The organism is Shimia sp., from assembly GCF_049116215.1.
Taxonomy (GTDB): Bacteria; Pseudomonadota; Alphaproteobacteria; order Rhodobacterales; family Rhodobacteraceae; genus Shimia.
The window spans coordinates 50,717-68,767 of the sequence record NZ_JAGDZB010000007.1 but is presented as its reverse complement, the minus strand read 5'-3'; the positions used below and the strand labels follow the sequence as shown (position 1 = coordinate 68,767).

At 54.6% G+C, this 18,051-nt stretch carries 17 protein-coding genes and 1 pseudogene; 13 read left to right on the top strand and 5 right to left on the bottom strand.

Annotation, left to right across the window (positions count from 1 at the left end; genetic code table 11):
* Window positions 1-40 precede the first annotated feature (40 nt).
* The 7 genes from JXR15_RS19080 (at window position 41) to JXR15_RS19050 (ending at window position 7,513) form a co-directional block, all read left to right on the top strand.
* Window positions 41-1,015, top strand: a complete 975-nt coding sequence (locus tag JXR15_RS19080; RefSeq protein ID WP_422054786.1) for an ABC transporter substrate-binding protein — start codon at window positions 41-43, stop codon at window positions 1,013-1,015.
* Between the two features lie 70 nt (window positions 1,016-1,085).
* A complete protein-coding gene (locus JXR15_RS19075) occupies window positions 1,086-2,609 on the top strand; it encodes a sugar ABC transporter ATP-binding protein (protein ID WP_422054785.1) in 1,524 nt (507 codons plus the stop codon).
* Entirely contained in the window at window positions 2,606-3,613 is a 1,008-nt protein-coding gene (locus JXR15_RS19070) for an ABC transporter permease (protein WP_422054783.1), read from the top strand. Before JXR15_RS19075 ends, JXR15_RS19070 begins: the two co-directional genes overlap by 4 nt.
* A 5-nt stretch (window positions 3,614-3,618) precedes the next feature.
* Window positions 3,619-4,614: an ABC transporter permease gene (locus JXR15_RS19065; protein ID WP_422054782.1), complete on the top strand. Its 996-nt coding sequence runs from the start codon at window positions 3,619-3,621 to the stop codon at window positions 4,612-4,614.
* A complete protein-coding gene (locus JXR15_RS19060; RefSeq protein WP_422054781.1) occupies window positions 4,615-5,715 on the top strand; it encodes a mandelate racemase/muconate lactonizing enzyme family protein in 1,101 nt (366 codons plus the stop codon).
* The gene (locus tag JXR15_RS19055; RefSeq protein ID WP_422054780.1) at window positions 5,712-6,746 is read left to right on the top strand and encodes a zinc-dependent alcohol dehydrogenase; all 1,035 of its coding nucleotides are present in this window, start codon (window positions 5,712-5,714) and stop codon (window positions 6,744-6,746) included. Before JXR15_RS19060 ends, JXR15_RS19055 begins: the two co-directional genes overlap by 4 nt.
* Before the next feature lie 2 nt (window positions 6,747-6,748).
* The gene (locus tag JXR15_RS19050; RefSeq protein WP_422055031.1) at window positions 6,749-7,513 is read left to right on the top strand and encodes an SDR family oxidoreductase; all 765 of its coding nucleotides are present in this window, start codon (window positions 6,749-6,751) and stop codon (window positions 7,511-7,513) included.
* 394 nt (window positions 7,514-7,907) lie between these two features.
* Here JXR15_RS19050 and JXR15_RS19045 read toward each other — a convergent pair whose 3' ends face one another.
* From JXR15_RS19045 to JXR15_RS19035, 3 genes are all read right to left on the bottom strand, one after another.
* A complete protein-coding gene (locus JXR15_RS19045) occupies window positions 7,908-8,540 on the bottom strand; it encodes a tyrosine-type recombinase/integrase (RefSeq protein WP_422054779.1) in 633 nt (210 codons plus the stop codon).
* Between the two features lie 466 nt (window positions 8,541-9,006).
* A complete protein-coding gene (locus JXR15_RS19040) occupies window positions 9,007-9,813 on the bottom strand; it encodes a hypothetical protein (protein ID WP_422054778.1) in 807 nt (268 codons plus the stop codon).
* Between the two features lie 20 nt (window positions 9,814-9,833).
* Entirely contained in the window at window positions 9,834-10,022 is a 189-nt protein-coding gene (locus JXR15_RS19035) for a hypothetical protein (RefSeq protein WP_422054777.1), read from the bottom strand.
* Window positions 10,023-10,131: 109 nt separating this feature from the next.
* Between JXR15_RS19035 and JXR15_RS19030 the strand changes: the two genes are divergently transcribed.
* From JXR15_RS19030 to JXR15_RS19020, 3 genes are all read left to right on the top strand, one after another.
* Window positions 10,132-11,352, top strand: a complete 1,221-nt coding sequence (locus JXR15_RS19030; protein WP_422054776.1) for a DUF3179 domain-containing (seleno)protein — start codon at window positions 10,132-10,134, stop codon at window positions 11,350-11,352.
* A gap of 187 nt (window positions 11,353-11,539) precedes the next feature.
* The gene (locus tag JXR15_RS19025; RefSeq protein ID WP_422054775.1) at window positions 11,540-13,222 is read left to right on the top strand and encodes a sulfatase-like hydrolase/transferase; all 1,683 of its coding nucleotides are present in this window, start codon (window positions 11,540-11,542) and stop codon (window positions 13,220-13,222) included.
* Window positions 13,223-13,462: 240 nt separating this feature from the next.
* The gene (locus JXR15_RS19020) at window positions 13,463-13,591 is read left to right on the top strand and encodes a hypothetical protein (protein ID WP_422055037.1); all 129 of its coding nucleotides are present in this window, start codon (window positions 13,463-13,465) and stop codon (window positions 13,589-13,591) included.
* 171 nt (window positions 13,592-13,762) lie between these two features.
* Here the strand turns inward: JXR15_RS19020 and JXR15_RS19015 are convergent, their stop codons facing one another.
* Entirely contained in the window at window positions 13,763-14,257 is a 495-nt protein-coding gene (locus tag JXR15_RS19015; protein ID WP_422054774.1) for a MarR family winged helix-turn-helix transcriptional regulator, read from the bottom strand.
* Window positions 14,258-14,337: 80 nt separating this feature from the next.
* On the opposite strand from JXR15_RS19015, the gene JXR15_RS19010 reads away from it, so the two are divergent.
* Entirely contained in the window at window positions 14,338-15,228 is an 891-nt protein-coding gene (locus tag JXR15_RS19010) for an EamA family transporter (protein WP_422054773.1), read from the top strand.
* Between the two features lie 63 nt (window positions 15,229-15,291).
* A protein-coding gene (locus tag JXR15_RS19005) for an IS3 family transposase (protein WP_422054772.1) occupies window positions 15,292-16,418 on the top strand; the annotation gives its coding sequence in 2 pieces (ribosomal slippage) (window positions 15,292-15,556 and window positions 15,556-16,418; 1,128 coding nt in all).
* 34 nt (window positions 16,419-16,452) lie between these two features.
* Here the strand turns inward: JXR15_RS19005 and JXR15_RS19000 are convergent.
* Window positions 16,453-16,733 (bottom strand): annotated as a pseudogene (locus tag JXR15_RS19000) (helix-turn-helix domain-containing protein); the annotation flags it as partial.
* Between the two features lie 68 nt (window positions 16,734-16,801).
* Between JXR15_RS19000 and JXR15_RS18995 the strand changes: the two are divergent.
* Window positions 16,802-17,980: a phytanoyl-CoA dioxygenase family protein gene (locus JXR15_RS18995; RefSeq protein ID WP_422054771.1), complete on the top strand. Its 1,179-nt coding sequence runs from the start codon at window positions 16,802-16,804 to the stop codon at window positions 17,978-17,980.
* The last annotated feature ends 71 nt before the right edge of the window (window positions 17,981-18,051 follow it).

Here is an 18,051-nt window from a genome sequence, read left to right as displayed (position 1 = left end):
GCCGGGAGGACAAGGTCGCTTTTCAACTGGAGGAAATACTATGAAACGTCGCTTTTTGCTTGGCTCTGCCATGGCCATCTCGTTGGGGCTCGGTGCCACGCTGGCATCCGCAGAAACACCACCATTGGCTGTGAAAGACACTTATAAGGTTGGCTTCTCCCAAATGGAGAGCAACAACCCATGGCGGATCGCAGAAACTAAATCTTTCCATGACACCGCCGAAAGCTGTGGTTGGGAACTGATCGCGACGGATGCTGCGGGTTCCGCCGCAAAGCAGGTGGCTGATGTGGACAGCATGATCGCGCAGGGCATCGACGTTCTGTTTCTGCCACCACGCGAAGAAAAGCCGCTTATCCCAGCCGTGATGAAAGCCAAAGCTGCCGGCATCCCGACCTTCCTGGTTGACCGCTCTGTGGATCCAAATGTTGCAAAAGCTGGCGAACACTTTGTTGCCTTCCTTGGCTCGGACTTCATTGAACAAGGCCAGCGCGCTGCTGACTGGCTGATTGCCAATTTTGACGGTGACAAGGGCGTTATTATTGAGCTGGAAGGCACCACAGGCTCGTCCCCGGCAAATGACCGAAAAAAGGGGTTTGATGACCAGATCCTGACCGACGATCGCTTTGAGATCGTTGCATCCCAAACCGGTGATTTTGCCCGGGATCTGGGCCGTCAAGTTATGGAAACCCTGCTTCAGGCGCACCCTGATGTGAACGTGGTTTATGCCCACAATGACGAGATGGCGATTGGTGCAATTCAAGCGCTGGAACTGGCCGGCCGCAAACCGGGTGTTGATGTGACCATCGTGTCTATCGACGGTACCCGTGACGCGTTGCAGGCGATCATCGATGGCAAAATGGGTGTTACTGTTGAGAGCTCCCCTTTCTTTGGTCCACTCGCGTGCGAAGTGATGAAGAAATACGCTGCCGGTGAAGAGATCCCTGGCTGGGTCAAAGTTGAAGACCGTGTCTTTACCATCGACAACGCCGCTGAACACATCGACGAAGCGTACTAATCACTCCCTGTGCCAAGGGGGGCGGAGCGGTGCTTCGCCCCTTTTGGTCTATGTATCAAGGTAGGTCCCAATGACCCATTTGATCGAGATGACGGGCATCCGCAAAGCCTTTGCCGGTGTGGTCGCTCTGCAAGATGCAAGCCTTCACGTTGAACCCGGTGAAGTGCACGCCATAATCGGCCAAAACGGCGCTGGAAAATCCACGCTGATCAAAATTTTAACAGGCGTCTATCGCAAGGACGGTGGGAGTGTGCTGATCAATGGTCAGGTGACCAAAATCAGCACACCACGCGAAGCGCAGGACGCCGGTATTGCCACTATCTATCAAGAGTTGAGCCTTGTGCCTCTGCGCAGCGTCACGGAAAACGTGATGATGGGGTATGAGCCGCGCACGCGCCTCGGCATGATTGATTGGAAAGCTGCCCACCGCAATACAAAGGAAATCCTGCTGCGTTTTGGCGTTGAGATCGACGTGCGAGCGCAATTGGGGACGTATTCGACCGCCATCCAACAGCTTGTAGCAATTGCCCGCGCAGTGTCTATGAAAGCGCAGTTGGTGATTATGGATGAAGCGACCTCGTCGCTGGACGATCAAGAAATCGAAATCCTGTTTGGCGTGGTGCGTGAGCTGAAAAAGGAAGGTGTGGCAGTGCTTTACATCTCCCACTTCCTCGATGAACTGTATCAAGTCTGTGATCGTGTGACGATTATGCGGGATGGCCAGACTGTTGGTCAGCATGTGATTGAGGCAACCACAAAGCTGGGTTTGATCTCGGAAATGTTGGGGCGTGACCCAGAGGAGATCGAAGCCGCAGGTATGACCGCCTTGGGCGGCGAAAAAGCGGCGCCTGGCGAATTGCTATTGGAAGCCGAACACATCTCGACCAAACGTGGCCTCAAAAACGTTTCGTTGTCTGTGCGCAAAGGCGAGATTGTCGGGCTAGGCGGATTGCTTGGATCAGGTCGCACAGAGGCCGCTCGGGCGCTGTTTGGCCTGGACACCCTCACCGGCGGTGACATCAGCCACAAGACCGGCGTGGATCAGATCAGCACACCGGCGCAGGCTATTCAGGCGGGTATTGGGTTTCTAACCGAAGATCGCAAAAGCGAAGGCATCATTCCGCACATGTCTGTGCGGGAAAACATGACGCTCGCGCTTTTGCCTCGGCTGAAAAAGATGGGGCGGGTAGATCGCAAACGTGAAACCGAATTGGTAGCACAGTTTATCACCGCGCTGGGCATTAAAACCGCGGGCATGGAGCAACCCATTCGAGAGCTGTCCGGCGGCAACCAGCAAAAGGTGCTTCTGGCGCGGTGGCTGGCGCTTGATCCTAAGGTGCTGATTTTGGACGAACCCACGCGGGGCGTGGATGTTGGCGCCAAGTTCGAAATCCAATCAATCATTCGCGACTATGTGGAGAAGGGTCTGGGCGTTCTGTTGATCAGTTCCGAATTCGAAGAACTTGTCGAAGGCGCAGACCGCATCGTTGTGCTGCAGGATGGCTATTCCGTGACCGAGTTGCGAAACCCGGGTGTGACGGAGGAAAGCCTGATTGCGGCAATCGCGCACCATCATGAGAAAGGCGCGTCATGACCGCTGAAAACAAACAAACCCTGCGTGGGGCAGGGGCAAACAAGCCGCGGCCCTCTTTTGACTGGAATTGGATCAGCGACAACGGTGGCACGGTCGCGCTGATTGTGATCCTGGCATTCAACATTTTGGTCACGCCGAACTTCCTTCACCCGCAAACGCTCTTTGTGAATATCAGTCAAGTGGCCACAATCGCCATTGTCGCGGTGGGTATGACGCTGGTGATTGCCACCGGAGGCATTGATCTCAGCGTTGGCGCGGTGATGGCCTTGGCCGGCGCCTTGGCGCCGCTGATCTTTACCTCCCCTTTTGCGGAAGCGAATCCGGAGTTGGGCCTGGCCTTGGCGATCTTGGTGCCTGTTTTGGTGGCGTTGGTATGTGGTGTCTTCAATGGGTTCATGGTCAGCTATCTCAATGTGCAACCCATTGTCGCAACGTTGATATTCTTCATTTCCGGGCGTGGGATCGCGCTGGTTCTGACCAACGGGAATTTGCAGACGTTCACACACCCCGGGTTCAGCTATCTTGGCACTGGCAAAGTCCTTGGTTTCCCATTTCAAGGTTATCTGGTTGTGGTGATCGCGGTCATCATCTGGTGGCTGATGAATTACTCGGTCTTTGGTCGTCAATTGCTGGCGGTCGGCGGCAACGAGAAAGCAGCGAAGCTGTCTGGTGTGCCGGTTCGGCGTGTCAAAATAGGCGCCTATGTGATCTGCGCGGGTTTGTCCGGCATCGCGGGGTTGATTGTTGTTGCCATCAACTCGGCCTCAGACGCCGCGCGTATTGGCAACCTTATGGAGCTGGACGCAATTGCGGCGGCCGTTGTGGGCGGCACTCTTTTGCAGGGCGGTAAGGCGCCCATTTTTGGCGCCGTTCTTGGCGCAGTCATCATTCAATTGGTGAAATACACCCTTCTGGCAAATGGCGTTGCCGACGAGGTTGCGCTGATTGCCAAGGCCGGGATCATCATCATGGCCGTCTATGTGCAACAGGCACGTAAGGAGTAATCGCGATGCTAGACACAACAGCTTTTGACCTGCGTCGGTATCTGCAGGGCAACACACATTCGATTGGCGTTTGGATTACTTTGATTGTCCTGCTTTTGTTTGGCCTGATGCGCTACGACAATTTTGGCGGCGCTTACAATTTTTCGTCGTTCTTAAATTACAACGCGATGTTCATCGTGATTGCGGTGGGGATGTGTTTCGTCATCTTGACTGGCGGCATTGATCTCTCGGTGGGCTCAGTTGCGGCCTTTACGTCAGTGGTTGCCGCCTATCTGTCCCCTTATGGCATTCAGGTGGCTTTGCCTGGTGCCGTGGCTGCCGGGGTAGCGATTGGCGCGCTCAACGCTTTCTTTGTTGTGGCGATGCGCATTCCGCCATTTATCGCAACGCTTGCAACCATGCTGGGCGCGAAGGGCGGCGCTCTAGTGATTTCGGGCGCTCAGACGATCTCTATCGATTGGGGATCCAACTTTACCAGACTTGGCATGGAGAAAGCCTTTGGCATTTTTCCGTGGACCATTGTGATCGCCGCGATTGTGGTTGTTGCTCTCTGGATTGTTTTGGAAAAGACCTCGCTGGGCCGGACCGTGCTTGCGGTTGGCGGCGGCGAAGACGCCAGCACCATGATGGGGCTGAGCGTGATCAGGGCCAAGGTGTTTGTCTACATGCTCAGCGGTGGGTGTGCTGGCTTGGCAGGTCTCTTTCTTGCCTCCGGCTTTGGAGCGGGCCAACCCCTGGAGGGTGTCGGATGGGAGCTTTCCGCCATTGCCTCGGTTGTCGTTGGCGGCACGCTTTTGACTGGTGGGTTGGGGTCGGTGACTGCAACCGTTGCCGGCGCCCTGCTGCTCGGTCTCGTGTTCAATATTCTTAATTTCGAAAACGGTCGGGGTGTGATCAGTCTTAGCGCCTATTGGCAAATGGTGATCCGCGGTGCGTTTTTGTTTGTTGTGATCGTTTTTCAAAGCCGTGTAGCGGCGAGCGGCAAAAAGGGAACTGTTTAAATGACGACTATTGCAAATGTGAAGGTCGGGCTTTTTGACGTGCCTTTGGCCGAGGTTTTGACGGACGCGAAACACGGGGATCACACTCATTTTGAGTTGGTGACAGCCACGGTGGTTTTGTCCGGCGGAAGCGAAGGCACCGGGTACACCTATACCGGCGGTAAAGGTGGCCGGGCGATTGCGGCGATGATCGAACATGATCTGGCCCCGTTTTTGATCGGACGGGATGCCACCGATGTCGAGGCGCTTTACGAGGCGATGCAGTGGCATGTGCATTATGTGGCACGTGGCGGAATTGCGTCTTTTGCGATCTCTGCTGTGGATATTGCGCTCTGGGATCTGCGCGGCAAAGCGCAGGGACTGCCGCTCTGGAAAATGGCGGGCGGCACCAGCGACCGGTGCCGGGCCTATGCCGGCGGCATTGATCTGAACTTCCCGCTGCCCAAACTTCTGGCGTCCATCCAAGGCTACCTCGATCGCGGCTTTGATGGTGTGAAGATCAAAATCGGTCAACCGACGCTTGATGAAGACATCGCCCGTATTAAAGCGGTACGGGAACTGATTGGGCCTGATATCACCTTTATGGTGGACGCGAATTATTCGATGTCAGTGAAAGAGGCGATTACCGCTGCCAAAGCCTTTGAACCCTTTGACCTAACATGGTTCGAAGAGCCGACTATTCCGGATGACTACAAAGGTTACGGTGCCATAGCCGAGGCCACATCCATCCCGTTGGCGATGGGGGAAAACCTGCACACGATTCACGAGTTTGAATACGCGGTGGCCGATTCCAAGCTTGGCTTTTTGCAGCCCGATGCCTCCAATTGCGGCGGGATTACCGGCTGGCTTCAGGTGGCCCAGCTGAGTCAGAAACATGGGCTGCCGGTCTGCTCGCATGGCATGCAGGAGTTGCATGTCGGCTTGGTGAGTGGACAGCCGAATGCCGGCTGGATTGAGGTGCATTCGTTCCCGATTGACCAATACACAACCCGCCCTCTTGTGGTCGAGGATCTGATGGCGAAGGCGTCAAATGACCCCGGAACCGGTGTGACCTTTGACTGGGACAAACTACAGGCTGCTCATGAGGAGATGCACCGATGACAACGATCAGCGCCGCGTATTACCGTGGGGACAAGACCTTTGAAGTAACCCAGATTGCTGCCACACCACCGGCAGCGGGTGAGGTGCAGATCAAGGTGGCTTACTGCGGCATATGTGGCACGGATTTGCATGCCTACCATGGCAACATGGACGCACGAGTCGGGTTTGAACGCATTCTGGGGCATGAGATGTCAGGCACAATTGCTGCCGTTGGTGATGGCGTTGATGGCTGGTCTGTCGGCGATCCAGTTGTGGTGCGGCCCTTGGATCCCGGCGCGCCCAATCCTGCGACCGAGCGCGGGCATGATCACATTAGCCACAATCTCAAGTTCATCGGCCTTGATAGTAATGGCGCCTTTCAGGAGTTGTGGACCGTGCCGGCGTTTACCCTGCACAAACTGCCCGCCGATCTGCGGCTCGATCATGCGGCGCTGATTGAGCCGGTGGCTGTTGCCTGCCATGACGTGCGGCTGTCTGGCCTTGAGGTGGGCGAAGACGTGGTGGTTATTGGCGGCGGTCCAATTGGCATTCTTGTCGCCATGGTGGCGCGCGATGCCGGCGGCAATGTGGTGATCTCCGAGGTCAATCCGCACCGGTTGGAAATCGCACAGAAACTGGGCTTTGACACCACCAACCCGTTGGAAACTGATCTCAAGGACACCATCGACACCCGTACCAATGACAAAGGCGCCGATGTCGTGTTTGAGGTCTCCGGCACACAGCCTGGTGTGGATGCGATGACACAGGTCGCCGCCACCCGTGGCCGCATTGTCATGGTCGCCATTCATTCCAGCAAGCCGGCCATCGACCTGTTCCAGTTTTTCTGGCGGGAGCTGAAATTGATCGGCGCGCGGGTCTATGAGCCTGAAGACTACGAAAAAGCCATCGCTGTAGTGGCCTCAGGCGGCGTGGACGCGGAAACCGTCATCACCGATGTGAGCCCGCTTTCTGACATTCAAGCCGCGTTTGAGGCGCTGGACAAAAGCCCGACGGCCATGAAAAGCCTGATCAAAGTAGGAGCAGACGCATGAGCGTGCTGAACACATTCGACCTCACCGGCAAAACTGCGCTGGTCACAGGCTGCAAACGTGGCATTGGTCGAGGTATGGCCGAAGCACTGGCCCAAGCTGGCGCTGACATCATCGGCGTGAGCGCCACGCTGGAACTGGACGGCAGCGCCGTGGGGCAGGCAGTGGAGGCGCTGGGTCGCAAATTCACCGCTTACCAATCTGACTTCTCCGATCGCGTTGCGGTGAAAGCATTCGCCGCCGAACTGGAGGCCAGCGGCGTTGTGCCAGACATCCTGATCAACAATGCCGGCACCATCAAACGAAAGCCAGCGGCGGAGCATGATGATGGGTTGTGGGATGAGGTCATCGAAGTGAACCTCTCAGCACAATTTGTGTTATCGCGCGAAATTGGCCGCCAGATGGTGGCGCGCGGCAGCGGCAAGATCATCTTCACCGCCTCGCTTCTGACATTCCAGGGCGGTATCACCGTGCCGGGCTATGCCGCGTCCAAAGGTGGCATTGGTCAGCTGACCAAAGCCCTGGCTAACGAATGGGCGGGTAAAGGCCTCAACGTAAACGCCATCGCGCCGGGCTATATCGCAACCGACAACACCCAAGCGTTGCAGGACGACGCGGACCGCTCCAAAGCGATCCTTGAGCGCATCCCCCAAGGCCGCTGGGGCCGCCCCGAAGATTTCGCTGGGCCATCCGTTTTCCTCGCCTCAGACGCCGCCAACTATGTCAACGGCGAAGTGTTGGTTGTCGATGGCGGTTGGATGGGGCGGTAGTGCCCCTTTCCATAATTTTGCCAGAAAGCGAACATCAAAATTTGTTGCGCACAACTCGGCTCGCTGAAGGTCTGCAATGAGCCGAATAAAGAACGATGCAGAGTCCATTTGTTGCGCATTGCTATCGTAGGAGTAGTGCGCAGAGAACTTCCCCTTTCCGCCCGACCGGTAGGAATGGATTGGAACCAGCAACAGTGGGGATCACGTCCGCATTCGGCTGAAAGCGATCATTGCCGAAGTTGAGATCAATGGCGGCTTAGTTCGAACTGCTAACCTCCAACACACCGAAATGCTGCACCAGTGCGCCAACGACAGCTTTAAGAAAGCTGCAATGCAGCGTTTTGGCAATCGGCCAACGGTGGCTTTGAGCCGTCTGTGAAGACGGCCCAGAGATTTAGATTTCTACCGCCTCGGCAATCGCCATAGCATCTTCCAGTTCAACACCGAGGTTTCTGACTGTACTGTCCATCTTGGTGTGTCCAAGCAGGAGCTGAACAGCACGCAAATTGCCGGTCTTCCTGTAGATCTGCGCAACTTTCGTCCGCCGCATCGAATGGGTTCCGTACGCACTCGGCTCCAGCCCGATTGATATCACCCAATCTCGTACCAGTCGCGCATATTGCCGTGTCGAAATGTGCAGCCGTTCATGGAAGCACCCTGGCCATAGGAGTTCGGAGCCGATCATTAGCGGCTCTTCCATCCACCTCAAAATAGACTTCCGCGTTCCCTCGGTAATCTCAAAGCGGACAGGTTTCTGTGTCGTGCTTTGAATGATCGAGGCCCGCTCTTTGACCTGACTTGCGGCGAACACATCAGCCACCTTCAATTTGACCAGATCGCACCCCCTAATTTTGCTGTCGATGGAAAGATTGAACAGAGCAAGGTCGCGGTCACTTTCAGCGATTTCCAGGCGCACACGGATCGCCCAAACATGCTTAGGCAAAAGCGGGCGTTTCTTTCCGACAATTCGACTTTTGTTCCAGGCCGGGCGACTTGCACGAATGGCGGGTAAGTTTGGTGTTTGCATGGTGGATCCTCCGATCCGCCACTCCCTCCCACGGCGACAACTCGACGTTGACCTCGCAACCATATCACAGGATGTTGCACCGCATTCGAAGTCTGCTCCAAGCCCAGACTACCGGATGCTGCGCTCGGCATCAATGACAGCAACGCGCAGTAAGTCACCTTTGCAAAGTCGAGCCGTGGCTCGCTCTGATAGGACGCGACCGGCCCTAACCGGTTGTTCACAACAATTGCGGGCGCTGCGGTGCAGCTTTCCCAGACCAGACATTCATGCGTCTTGCAGCAATTCAGCGTACCGACTGGCTCCAATGCGGACTTTGCTGCCGTTGCCGGAAACTGTTCCAATGTCTTCTGCCAGCCCAAAGCAGACTTGGTCAATCAGCACCGCCGCTAGAAAACTGGCATTAGTTGCGACAGGCAAAACGCATGTTGTACAGAAAGCTGGTTGATCAACCAGCATCAACGAACTCTTAGAAGAAGAATTTTACCCCAACATAAGGACCGTGCTGTGTGGTATCATACGCAAACGCCCCGCCTGAGAGCGTGGTTGAATAGTCCATGCTGTAGTAACGGTAGCCAAAGGTAATCGCTGTATTGTCCCAAGGCTGGTAGTCAAACCCCAAGTTGGCGCCAATTTGAAGGTCGTTGCCGCCCGCCCCAAAACCTCCCAGATCGATGGACGCGATTGTGGTCCATTTGTCATTCAAGCGCCACATACCGCGCGCGCCGATCACTGGCTCCCACCAACCTTCATCGCCACCGGCGGTGGGCGCAGGCCCGATGTTCACTTTTTGTTTGAGCTTATTATAACGAACGCCCCCTTGTAGGTCGATTGCATATTGTCTCGAATCGGCGCCATAGGTGCCGTTTGCGATCCGATAAGCACCTAGCAGCGCCAACCATTTTTGCCGCACTTTGACATCGAAAGCTGCTCCGCCAGGTCCAGGCAAATTTCCATCCGTCCCTATCGCGACATAGTTGGCATCGAAAATCAGACCGAAGTCGCTGTTCCACGCTTCGTAGCGACCTGCAGCGGCGAAATCGAGTAAGTCTAGGACATCGCCCAAGTCCAAATCTATTGGTACGGAATTGCCGTTTATCGTCGATGTTCCCTTGGTGCGAATTGGGGCAAAAAGATAGGCTGCGATTGCATGTCGCCAGCCCGTCTCTGACTGCCCGCGTGCAGGCAATGACTGAGCGCTTGCAGAAATTGGGATGGCCAGAACAAGTGACAGCAATGTCGCGGTCGCGAGATGACGATGGTAAAATCGTTCCATTTATTTGTTCCATTCATTTTTTAAAATCTCCTCAACTGTAAGGGCATCTTGGCCGGATCAACAAAGACAAATTTTTCCACCGAACTTTCCGCTGGTTTCGCATCGAAGCGGGCAAACGCACCCAGCAGCGCCGTCAAAATCTTGGGCCGCTCAAGCCCCCCCTGCCAATGCAGCGAAGAAACGACCGCAAAAACAGCGGATGCTGCCATGCGTGTTCAATCTACCTCTTGTAATTTCGAGGTTGCCTTAAATGATCTAGCCGAACTACGGTACCTAAGAGCGCGTGTCACGGTACGAAACTCTGATTAGGAGCCTAAATTGGGCGAACTTCTATTCTATCTCACGTCAGCAATTTCGCTTTTCATCGCACTTATCTATTTCCGCGATTTGGGTGATATCCCACAGTTGTTCATCACAACAAAACGCAAACATGTTGATCGATTTATACGCCACGAGTATCGATTTCTGGCGATCGGCTTAACCGCTTGGACCGTTTCCGCGGTCACCCACTTAGGGTTTGGGAGCGGATTGGGGTGGGTGTTTTGGATTGGCACCGTTCTCACCCTTGGACTGGTGGCGTTTACCTGGATTTACGTGCACCTTGGGCTTCGCAATCAAAAAGACAAGGCCAAGTTTTTTTCGATTGAAGAGGCAAAAGAGTTTGTCAGCCCGACCACTCAGGTGATTGTGCTCGAGAACAATGGCGTAGCCCGTGCCCATCCTCAGTCGCAAATTATGCGTCCACATTTGGCTGGAACCGAGAAAGGGCTCGCTGGTGAGAACGTAGTGATGACCTTCTGTGCAATCGCGAACCTGGGATTGGGCTACACACCAGAGGTTGAAGGCGAGAAAGTGGAGCTGGAAGTGTTGGCGCAGCACGGCAATAACCTCGTCTTGCGTGACAACAATACTGGCGAGCCGCTTCAGCAAATTTATGGGTTCCGAGCTAAAGACCAGGACGTCAGTTCGGATGGACCGGCCTGTCCATTGCGCCCGACGCTCACAATGCGGCCATGGCCAACTTTCCGAATGACATTTCGTGGGTTTCAAAAAGCGTTTCCGGACGGGCAAGTTTTCCTTAACAAACCGCCGTCAAACCCGTTTTTATGCTTGCTCGATATGGCAATGGAATTGGCCTTCACTGCCACCATCCAAAAGCACCACACCGAAGCCAAGCCGATCATGCAAAATCTTGAGCGGCCAATTGACCCGAGATTACCAACCAAATCTTACGTTTGGGGCGTGAACATTGGTGGCGACGCATGCTGTTGGACCGATGATTTTGTCGTTGAGAACGGCGGAGTGGTGAATGCTGAGGTTGGCGGCCAAACGCTTGTGCTGTCCTGGGACCCAATTTTTGAAAGCTTGAACATTTGGGTAAATGAAACTGGAGAAGCGGTGACGCAGATTGATTTTTGGGGCAAGACGCCTAACGCGCACTTAGAACGATCTGCAGACGTAAAGCCGGGTATGTTCTGGCATGTTTGGGCCGAATTTTTTCCGCACACAGACATCAATCGTGTCAACCAATCCAATTGAGGCGCAGGCCGTTACATGCATTCTTCTAAACACTTCGGAGACTTCGATTTGTTGGACAGTGCTTTTGGCAAATTTCGCTTAATGCCGCTTCCCCGGCGCCGATATTTGGAACAGATACCAGTACCTTACCCTTTTTCGTGTGGTTAACGCTGTTTGCAGTTTGAATACAATAAGGAGAATTAGTTCCATGAGAATTTCACTCTTAACACTCCTAAAAGGAGCCTCTGCTGCGATGTTTCTGTGGGCCGGCACAAATGCCAACGGAGAAATCGTGCGGGATGCTGAGTACTATATCCTCGAAGAACAAAACCGGGATCGATGGAGCGCAGAAGATCTGGCGTTGGACAATGCCATAGCCGAATTCCGAAACGCCAACGACGGCAAGCCACCCAATATCTTTTATATCCTGATTGATGACATCGGCTTCGGCGATATGGGCAATCCAACTCTAAACGCGGTGCGCGGATATGAAACGCCCGCCATAAACGAGTTTGCGCGAGAAGGTATGCGCTTGGCGCGTATGTATACCGAGCCCTCTTGTACGCCCACGCGTGTCGCATTTATGACTGGCCGCCAGCCTCATCGGAATGGCATGGGCAATACGGCAGTGGACATCTCTGGATTTGGCTTGGCGGACAAAGAGGTGACCTTGGCTGAGGTGCTCTCTGATGTGGGGTACAACACCAGCCACGTGGGCAAATGGCATATGGGAGATATCAAAGAGTCTTGGCCTAATTTTCAGGGCTTCGACTTTGCGGCGTTTCCGATCCATCAACAGGGTCAACTTACGATTTATCACGACGATGCGGCGGACGAAGAGGTGTCTATTGGCATCGGCAACAACAACTACGACGCCCGTTACACTTTGGATGGTTGGCTGCGTTCGGACGCATCCGCTATGGTCACCGGGGTCGAGGGCACGCGCGACAAAAACGTAAATGAAGTGCACATGGAAGCTGGGGAGCGCTGGACCGAAGACAAGTACCACGAAATGAACATTCGGTACTTTGAACAGACGCGGGAGCAGCTACAGGAATTGGCCGCCAAGGACGAGCCTTTTTTCCTGCAATTTTGGCCGCTGTATCCAATTGTTGGCCCACGCACCACGACCGAGCAATACACCACACCAAACGGTGGAACCTACGTCGAAAAAATGAAGCTGGTCGACCAATGGATCGGCGAGTTGATGTCGGAGATGGACACGCTGGGCGTGGCAGACAAAACCATTGTTGTCATAATGGGCGACAACGGCCATTTCACCAAATATTCCCCACAATCCGGCTACACTCCTATGATGTATCGCGGTGGAAAAGGCGACACCACTGAGGGCGGGGTCCGAGTAGACGCCTTTGTTCGGTGGCCCAACATGGTCGCGGCGGATGCAATCTCCAACGATATCATCCACGTCACCGATCTCTTTACCACATTTGCCCGCGTCGGCGGTGCCATGGAGGGGATTCCGACAGATCGGATCATTGACGGGATTGACCAGACTTCGGTGCTTTTGAACGGGGACACGCACGGTCGCCGAGACTATGTATTCCTATACAATATTGACAAGCTGGAAGCGGTTGTTAAGGAGCAGTACAAACTCGCTATTCCCGGTGGGAGCATTGACAACGCCATCCTGGCGGATTTCTACGACCTGTTTCGAGATCCTCAGGAGAAGTATCCGGTCTCGACTGAAATCGGAGCATGGGGCGGAGCCAAGTTTGTGCGCATGATCCATCGGCATCTTCAACGCAAAGAAGCTTATCCAAGTGAAGGCCCTGCCATTGGCATGCCTTATGAGGGCATCGACAATCTGCGGCCCGAGTCTGTCGCGGCAGTCCAGGAGTTTCTCTACATGACACAAACGCCTAAGCGTTAAGGTCAAAACTCAGGCACCTGGTTAGTCTGGTGCCTGAAACAAGACACTCAATGAAGCGTGCAAAGCAGACATCGAAACCAATAACGCGAGTGGCTGGTCTGAGATGTTTGCTATACTTTGCAAGGCTCACTTCCTGCGAATTGCCGCCCTTGGTTGTCTGGCGTCAGCGGCTATGGGTCCAAAAAGCGATATTTTATTAGTGAATGTTTCTGGCTCATCGTAACCGCTGAGGAGTGGACGATGAGAAAGACAAGTAAGAGCCCTAGCGAGAAGATCGTCACAGACATCAAACGGGCAACACGCAAACAGTATTCCACAGAAGGGAAGATCCGGATTGTGCTGGATGGTCTGTTTGGTGAGGATCACTAGTGGATTTGTAAAGCTTTCGGCCCTTTGCGGTCGTTCACAACAACGTCGGGCGCTGCGATGCAGCTTCCCCAAACCAGACATTCGTGCACCCTGCAGCATTTCAGTATGCCGAATGGCAACAACGCGGACTTTGCAACCGTTGTTTGATTACCCGGCAATGGCTGCTTTGAGTTAGCCTGCGTCGGTTTCCAATGATCCAGTGAGCATTCTAAGAAGGTCGTTCAATTCGCCTCTTTGCTTTTGGGAAAAGCCATCCATCAGCCGATGCTGTGTCTTCACATGGTCGGTCACGGCGGCCTCAATTTGTGTCATACCGTCTTGGGTCAAACGGATGAGAAAACCACGCTTATCTGTGGGGTTCGGAACCCGCTCAACAAGCCCCCCCTTCACCAGCTGGTCGACGCGATTGGTCATTGTTCCGGACGTCACCATCGTCAAGTCAAGAAGCTCTCCCGGGGATAGTCCATCCGGTTTCCCCGATCTGCGGAGGGTCGCTAGAACATCAAAACTGGCGGGGTTCAGACCATGGGCCTTCCAGGTTTTTTCCATCTCACTTCGCAACATCGCCGCGAGGCGATACAGCCGTCCGATGGTTTCCATTGGTCCAACGTCAAGGTCGGGGCGGGCGCTGTTCCATTGCGCGACGATGCGGTCAACTTGATCCATGAAGTAGCGAGTAATGACATTTTATCTTGACGTCAAGATTTATCGATATATCTTGACGTCAAGATAAATGGAGCCTCAACATGAACCGACACATTGACCTTGCAATCACCGCGATCGCGCCCTTGGTCTGGGGCAGCACCTATTATGTAACGACTGAGTATTTGCCCGCAGGCTATCCACTCACGATGGCCGCACTACGCGCCTTGCCCGCCGGGTTGATACTGCTGGTACTGGCCCGGCAATTGCCCAAAGGGATTTGGTGGGCACGTGTTTTTGCGCTTGGGGCGTTAAATTTCACTCTGTTCTGGTCCTTGCTGTTTGTCGCTGCTTATCGGCTTCCAGGTGGCGTTGCAGCGACTGTTGGGGCGGTTCAGCCGCTCATCGTTGTGTTCCTCGCCTCAATCGCCCTCGGAACCGCCATAAGCCCCACGTCAATCGCCGCCGCGGCCATGGGGGTTGTCGGTGTCGGCTTTCTTGCGCTTGGCGGGAACGTTGGTCTGGATCCGGTCGGGATGGCCGCGGGGCTTGGCGGGGCAGTCTCCATGGGAGCTGGGACGGTGCTGACACGCAAATGGCAACCTCCTGTACCACTCCTTACCTTTACCGCATGGCAACTGAGCGCGGGCGGACTGTTGCTGGTGCCGCTTGCTGTTTTGCTTGAGCCGCCCCTGCCAGCGTTGGACGCGCAAAACATCCTCGGTATTGGATATCTTGGCCTCATCGGCGCTGCACTGACGTATATCCTGTGGTTCAGAGGCATATCGCGCATCGAACCGGGCGCGGTATCTGCCCTAGGCTTCCTCAGCCCGTTGGCCGCCGTTCTGATCGGCTGGGTGTTGCTTGGTCAGGCCCTCACCATTTGGCAGATCATCGGCGCTGCAATCGTGCTTTCTGCAATATCGCTAGGACAGGCCTCTGGTCGGTCCCAGCACCCCACTCCCCTACAACACGCAATTCAAACAACCAACTAAAGGAAATTGAGCCTCCCCCACAGAAGTGGTCAGCCCCAATAATTAGGAAACGGAGGACCAGAGATGGCGATGAAGAGACCCAAGCCTGAAGAGATTGTCGTGAAGTTACGGCAAGTTGAAGTTTTGATGGGGCAAGGTATGCCTCGGATAGACGCTATCAGACAGATCAGTGTGACTGAACAAACCTATTACCGCTGGAAGAAGAAGTACGGCGGAATGGGCACCGAACAACTCAAGGAGCTGAAGCGGCTCCAGAAAGAGAACAAGCGTCTTCGCCGGGCCGTCTCGGATCTGACATTGGACAAATTGATCCTGTCGGAAGCCGCTCGGGGAAACTTCTGAGCCCTTCGCGTCGTCGCGCTTGCATCGAATTGGTTCGTGGCAAGATGAAGGTGTCGGAGCGTCGCGTTTGTCGTGTTTTGGGCCAACATCGATCCACACAGCGGCGAGAGCCGCAGGGACGTGCCGACGAGGAGCTCTTGGTCGCGGATATGATCGAGCTGACCCGCCTGTACGGCCGATATGGCTATCGCTGGATTGCCGCCCTGCTGAGAGATTCAGGTTGGCAAGTGAATGACAAACGTATCGAACGCCTGTTGCGACGTGAGGGGCTTAAAGTGCCAATGAAACAACCCAAGAAAGGGCGGCTTTGGCTGCACGATGGATCATGTGTCCGGCTGCGTCCCGAGTATTGTAATCACGTCTGGTCGTATGATTTCGTGCATCATCGAACCGATGATGGCAGGGCATTCAGGACCTTGAACATTCTGGACGAGCACAGCCGGGAATGTCTGGCGATCCGAGTGAAAAGGAAACTGAACGCAAACGAGGTCATCGACGCACTGACGGATCTGTTTATCCTGCGTGGAGTTCCTGGATACATCAGGTCTGAAAACGGTCGGGAGTTCATCGCCCAGGCCGTCCGAGATTGGATCGACGCTGTTGGTGCCAAGGCAGCCTACATTGAACCAGGATCCCCTCGGGAGAACGGATACTGCGAAAGCTTCAACGGGCGAATGCGGGATGAATTGCTGAACGGTGAAATCTGTTATTCGTTACGGGAGGCTCAGATAATCATCGAAAGCTGGAGGAAACACTATACCACCATACGACCCCACAGTGCCCTAGGCTGTCGCCCACCTGCGCCAGAGGCCATCGTCCCGATGGACCAAAGGCCAACCATGCACTAACTTTCAAACTGGACCACTCAAGTGGGTCTGCTCATCGACAGACTGCCGAAGTGATATGCGGCAAGACTGCTTCGGTTGCAGTTTTGACTTCGCGACTGAAGCGCGCAGGGGCTTCAATCACAAAGTCAAAGAACATGCGCCGTCCACGCGTGCGGAGAGCTGCGCCTCTTGCGCTGTCAGCTCTTTGATTACGGCGGTGACACGTTGTTTTGTCTACACACTGACGTTGGCGCGATTGTTGAGGGCCCTGTCAATGGTTGCCGTGCCAAGGCCAGCTTGCCGTGCAATTTCTTTGATGGGAAAGCGATGTGTCATTGATGTGTTTTGAGCCGAAAATCAATCCTTCGGTCTCGTAGGATGAACACAAATAAGGAGGAAACAGCATGACAACTGCGGCTGATTTAACCGGGTATTATGATCCCAAAAAATGCAATGTGAGAGATTTTGTTGCATCTATTGACCAGGTGACACCTCCAGAGAGCGTGCCGCTGGCGATGGCAATCGAAAAGAACATCCCTGTCTATGACAGTGCCAACCTTATGTCCGCCTTAGAAGGTGAGGGCGGCCGAACCGTGATGGCGGAATGGGCGCGAGTATTGCGAGCTGGGGCAGGAATTGTCGTGCTGAAAGGGGTATATCGTGACACTCGCGTGTTGGATGAGGCCACGGAGAAGTATTACCGGATCATTGAGCGGGAAAAGCAAAATTCCGGTGGAGGCGCAGATCACTTTGCGGCTTCCGGCGCCAATGATCGTATCTGGAACTCGCTTCAAAAGCTCTGTGAGGCTGCCCCTGATGTGTTTCTAAAATACTTCGCTAATCCTGCGATATCTGCATTATGTGAGGCTTGGCTGGGACCGAACTACCAAATGACGGCGCAAGTCAATTTGGTGCATCCCGGTGGTGCCGCGCAGCAGGCGCATCGCGATTATCATCTTGGGTTTCAAACGGAAGATGTGAGCGCGGCATATCCAGCGCATGTGCATGAAGTGTCACCGATTTTGACCCTTCAGGGCGCGGTCGCCCATTGTGATATGCCACTGGAAAGCGGCCCAACCAAGCTGCTGCCGTTTTCACAAACCTACAAGCCTGGCTATGCTGCCTGGCGGCGTGAGGATTTTCGGGAGGTGTTTGAAGAACGTTGCGTGCAATTGCCTCTCTCAAAGGGGGACGCACTCTTTTTCAATCCAGCGCTATTTCACGCGGCAGGAGCGAATAGAAGCGCCGATATCCATCGGTTTGTGAATCTGCTGCAGGTGTCTTCAGCTTTTGGGCGGGCTATGGAGACTGTTGACCGGGACAGGATGTGTCGTTTGGTGTTTCCGCATGCCGTGCGGGCTTTCGCGGAGGGGGCTTTGACACAAGCTGAGCTCTCCGCGGCCATTGCTGCCACCGCAGAGGGCTACTCGTTCCCGACAAATCTGGACCGCGATCCTCCGTCGAATGGTTTGGCGCCAGAAACACAGGCCGCGTTCTTTACGCGGGCTATTGCTGAGGGACTGAGCCAAGAACAGTTCTGCGCAGGGCTTGAGCAAATGGAAGCTGTGAAACAGGCATCCTAGGCGGATCAGAGTGTCTAGCTTGTGACAGAAAGACAGAAAGGGCCATTGTGAAATTCACACGATGGCCCGTA

Excerpts from the sequence above, each read along its gene's own strand:
- JXR15_RS19080 (WP_422054786.1), top strand. The coding sequence starts at position 41 with ATGAAACGTCGCTTTTTGCTTGGCTCTGCCATGGCCATCTCGTTGGGG.
- JXR15_RS19075 (WP_422054785.1), top strand. The coding sequence starts at position 1,086 with ATGACCCATTTGATCGAGATGACGGGCATCCGCAAAGCCTTTGCCGGT.
- JXR15_RS19070 (WP_422054783.1), top strand. The coding sequence starts at position 2,606 with ATGACCGCTGAAAACAAACAAACCCTGCGTGGGGCAGGGGCAAACAAG.
- JXR15_RS19065 (WP_422054782.1), top strand. The coding sequence starts at position 3,619 with ATGCTAGACACAACAGCTTTTGACCTGCGTCGGTATCTGCAGGGCAAC.
- JXR15_RS19060 (WP_422054781.1), top strand. The coding sequence starts at position 4,615 with ATGACGACTATTGCAAATGTGAAGGTCGGGCTTTTTGACGTGCCTTTG.
- JXR15_RS19055 (WP_422054780.1), top strand. The coding sequence starts at position 5,712 with ATGACAACGATCAGCGCCGCGTATTACCGTGGGGACAAGACCTTTGAA.
- JXR15_RS19045 (WP_422054779.1), bottom strand. The coding sequence starts at position 8,540 with ATGCAAACACCAAACTTACCCGCCATTCGTGCAAGTCGCCCGGCCTGG.
- JXR15_RS19040 (WP_422054778.1), bottom strand. The coding sequence starts at position 9,813 with ATGGAACGATTTTACCATCGTCATCTCGCGACCGCGACATTGCTGTCA.
- JXR15_RS19035 (WP_422054777.1), bottom strand. The coding sequence starts at position 10,022 with ATGGCAGCATCCGCTGTTTTTGCGGTCGTTTCTTCGCTGCATTGGCAG.
- JXR15_RS19025 (WP_422054775.1), top strand. The coding sequence starts at position 11,540 with ATGAGAATTTCACTCTTAACACTCCTAAAAGGAGCCTCTGCTGCGATG.
- JXR15_RS19020 (WP_422055037.1), top strand. The coding sequence starts at position 13,463 with ATGAGAAAGACAAGTAAGAGCCCTAGCGAGAAGATCGTCACAGACATC.
- JXR15_RS19015 (WP_422054774.1), bottom strand. The coding sequence starts at position 14,257 with ATGGATCAAGTTGACCGCATCGTCGCGCAATGGAACAGCGCCCGCCCC.
- JXR15_RS19010 (WP_422054773.1), top strand. The coding sequence starts at position 14,338 with ATGAACCGACACATTGACCTTGCAATCACCGCGATCGCGCCCTTGGTC.
- JXR15_RS18995 (WP_422054771.1), top strand. The coding sequence starts at position 16,802 with ATGACAACTGCGGCTGATTTAACCGGGTATTATGATCCCAAAAAATGC.